General features: G+C 48.5%; 4 protein-coding genes. All 4 read right to left on the bottom strand.

Annotated elements, in window-relative coordinates; all coding sequences use genetic code 11:
- Positions 1 to 554, bottom strand: a 554-nt coding sequence (locus tag COY37_RS02020) for a lytic transglycosylase domain-containing protein (RefSeq protein ID WP_286975785.1), incomplete at its 3' end; no start/stop codon positions are given.
- A 44-nt stretch (positions 555 to 598) separates the two neighbouring features.
- Positions 599 to 1,198: a dephospho-CoA kinase gene (coaE, locus tag COY37_RS02015; RefSeq protein WP_286678264.1), complete on the bottom strand. Its 600-nt coding sequence runs from the start codon at positions 1,196 to 1,198 to the stop codon at positions 599 to 601.
- A 139-nt stretch (positions 1,199 to 1,337) separates the two neighbouring features.
- Entirely contained in the window at positions 1,338 to 2,834 is a 1,497-nt protein-coding gene (gene rpsA / locus COY37_RS02010) for a 30S ribosomal protein S1 (RefSeq protein ID WP_353682440.1), read from the bottom strand.
- Positions 2,835 to 3,149: 315 nt separating this feature from the next.
- Positions 3,150 to 3,605 (bottom strand): DNA polymerase (locus tag COY37_RS02005; protein WP_286975783.1); only part of this gene is annotated, 456 nt, incomplete at its 5' end.

Genomic DNA, 3,605 nt, shown 5'->3' with positions numbered 1-3,605 from the left:
TTTGGATATACCTTTTCATACATATCCCGCGCCGCCTCGACACGCCGGATAAACATGCGCGTTTCTTTGAACGGGATCTTTGCCACCAGGTCCTCGACGGTTCCCGAGCCCGCTTGCTTTAACCAGCGGTCTACGTTTTTATAGCCGGAATTGTATGCGGCAAGCGCAAGCTTTTCATCGCCGTATTTCGAACGCAGGTAGTTAAAGTACCAGCAGCCCATATCGATATTTATCTCCGGGCTCGTAAGGTTATCGGGATCGAACTTTCTGCCTTGTTTTTTTGCAATCCAGGTCCCCGTGTTGGGCATAACCTGCATGAGGCCGATTGCCCCTACCTTGGATTCGGAAAATGGGTCGAACTTACTCTCCACATAGATGATCCCGCACACAAGATAGGGGTCTATGGAGTACTTTGCGCTTGCCTCGCTTATCAGGTCCTGGTATTCAAGAGGATACAGGATGTGTTCCCACTTATCCGGAGATGACCACCGGTACCACAGAAAAGCAACCGTCAATAGAATTAAAATGGTGACTGCGAATTTTATTGCCTTCATATATCAATTACTGGATTGTAGCATACTGTTCATTCTAATATGCTTTAGTGATTTTGAATACGCTTCCAGAGTTCATTTACTTTTTCTTTTAGCTCTGCTAGAGTACCGTTGTTTTCAATAACGACGTCGGCCTGTTGTTCCAGGATGTCTTTGCCTTCTTGGGATTCCATACGCCGCTCGATTTCCGATCGAGACATTCCCCTCTCCAGAAGCCTCTCCCTCCTTATTTCGCTGTTAGCGATGACTGCAACCGTGAGGTCGCAGCGCGTGTGCATGCCGGCTTCAAATAACAGCGGCACATCGATGACCACCGCTTGCCCGTTCTTAAACTCGCTTTCAAGCTGCTCGACTCTGCGGTCTATTTCGGCTATTGCATGCGGATGGATTATTTCATTGAGACGGGCGAGCTTTTCAGGATGTCCGAAGACTCTCTTACCCAGCTCGCGCCTATTTATTTCCCCGTCGGGAAGAAGAATACCTTCACCGAAATGATCGACAATCTGCTTCCACGCCGGTTTTTTTGGCTCGACGACTTCACGGGCTACCTTATCGGCATCAATAACAATCGCGCTTTTCTCTTTCAAGAGCAAGGCTACCGTTGATTTTCCTGACCCTATCGCACCTGTTATGCCTATGAGCTTCATGACGAGTTCCCCGGACTATCCTGGCTGGCCCTTACTATACTCCAGGTTATTACTATACCAGAAAAGCAGAAGCGAGGGCTCTGCTTTACACAAAGCCCTCTGCTTAAGAATTACGATATACTATCTATTACCTAATCCGTTATTCCGCGGGCGTTTTTTTGGCTTGGGCTGCTTTCATTTGTTTCAGGACCGCTTCAAGGGAATCCGGGTCTGCGGAGTCGGTTTCTTCTTCAATAGCGCCGGCGTCTTCGGGTTGCTCGACGGCTTCTGTTACCGCCGGGGCCTCTGTCACTGTCTCGGCTTCAACCTCAACTACAACCTCTACCGGATCAATCGGAATTACTTCCTCGATAACCCTTAGCTCGGGCTCGGTTTCGGGTTCGCTTACGACCTCGATGATTTCCTCGACGGTCTCGCCCGCACAATTGACCGTTTCCTCGGTCTCTATAATTGTTTCGGCGACTTCCGCTACAGCCTCTTCGGCTTCTTCGGCTTCTTCGACAGCGGTTTCCGTTACGGTTTCAGCTATTGCTTCAGCCTTTGCGGGCTCCGCTTTTGTCTCGTCAACCGGTGGCTCTTGGGTTTGCTTGATGCTGAGGCTTACCCTTCTGCGGTCAAAATCAATACCGACGATCTTGGCTTCAACGCCATCGCCGACTTTGACTATCTCTTCGGGCATTTCTATGTGTTTGTAGGCTAGCTCGGAGATGTGGATGAGGCCCTCAAGGCCTTCCTCGATCTCAACGAATGCGCCAAACGGGACCAGCTTCGTAATCGTACCGTTTACGATCTGGCTAATGGCGTACTTGCCTGCTCTCTCTTTCCACGGGTCTTCCTGGGTCTGGCGTAGGCCGAGGGAAATCCTTTCCCTGTCGAAATCAACATCCAGGACCTGAACCTTAACCTCGTCGCCGACGGCGACTACTTCTGACGGATGATCGATGTGATCCCAGCAAAGCTCTGAGATGTGAATAAGGCCATCAATACCGCCGAGGTCAACAAAGGCCCCAAAATCAACGATACTTGAAATCTTGCCTTCAAGTACCGCTCCTTTTTCGATCTTCTCGAGAATTCTGCCTTTCTCGTGCTTTTTCTCCTGCTCGAGGACTGCACGCCTGGATAGGACAACATTGTTGCGGTTCCTATCCATCTCGATAATTCGACACTCCATGTCCTGACCGATAAACTGTGTGAGGTCTTTTGTGCGCCTGATATCGACAAGCGATGCCGGCAGGAAGCCGCGTAGACCGATGTCTATAATCAGGCCGCCCTTGACGACCTCGATAACCCGGCCGGATATTTTCTCTTCTGATTTGGCGATCTTTTCGATCCTTCCCCATGCCTTTTCGTACTCGGCGCGTTTCTTAGAAAGGATGAGACGGCCGTCTTTGTCTTCTTTCTGAAGAACCAGGGCCTCGATGCGATCACCAACCTTTACAACCTCGCCCGGATCGACATCAGGTCTGATCGATAATTCGCGTGCGGGGATCGCTCCTTCGGATTTGTATCCGATATCCACCAACACCTCATCCCTATCGACCTTCACAACCTCGCCGACAACTATATCCCCGTCATCAAATATCTTGATGGTTTGATCGTAATCGGGCACGAGCACGCCGGCCTCGTTTACCATCATATAGCTCTCGTGGTTTTCAACTGGTTCTTTTTCCGACATTAATAGAAACCTCCCAAATTAGCGTCTCAAAAAATAAAATACCACCAGAGGTGGTTGCAGGCACGTCTATCTATGGACTTTATGGATCACCCTATGCGGGGCCGGAAAAGACTAACTTGGCTAATCTGCCTTCAACTCGCTTTTCCTTTCTATCCATGCGGCGTGGCCGCTTGCCTGGCAACTATTCCTCTAATTGAAACGCTTTTTACTTTAATTGCTCTTATAGCTTAAGTTATATTAAGCAATTTGGCAATTCTATTTATTTAATTTTATAACTTACTTCGTGGCTTCTTTCCAATTATACCCGATGGAAGTCTCAACTTTTAGTCTTACTTTTAGCGGATATGCGTTTTCCATCATGACATTTATAAGGTTTGCCGCAATCTCGCGCTCACGTTCGGGCACTTCAAAGATAAGCTCGTCGTGAACTTGCAGGACCATTTTTATCTGCAGGTTTTCTTCTTCTATTTGTTTGTCAATGCGCACCATTGCGACTTTGATTATATCGGCTGCGCTTCCCTGAAGGGGTGCATTTACCGCAAATCTCTCGCCCAGGCTTCTAATCTTCGTGTTGCCGCTCTTAAGCTCGGGGATATATCTTCTTCTTCCCAATAATGTCTCGACGTAACCTTTTTTGGTAGCCTCTTCAATCGTTTTCTTTATAAATTCTTCGACTTTCGGGAGCCTTTTAAAGTACCGGTTGATAAAATTCCTGGCATCGGCAAGCGGGAT

Source organism: Candidatus Aquicultor secundus, assembly GCF_002791875.1.
Classification (GTDB): domain Bacteria; phylum Actinomycetota; class Aquicultoria; order Aquicultorales; family Aquicultoraceae; genus Aquicultor_A; species Aquicultor_A secundus.
This window is presented reverse-complemented; position numbering and strand designations above follow the sequence as displayed.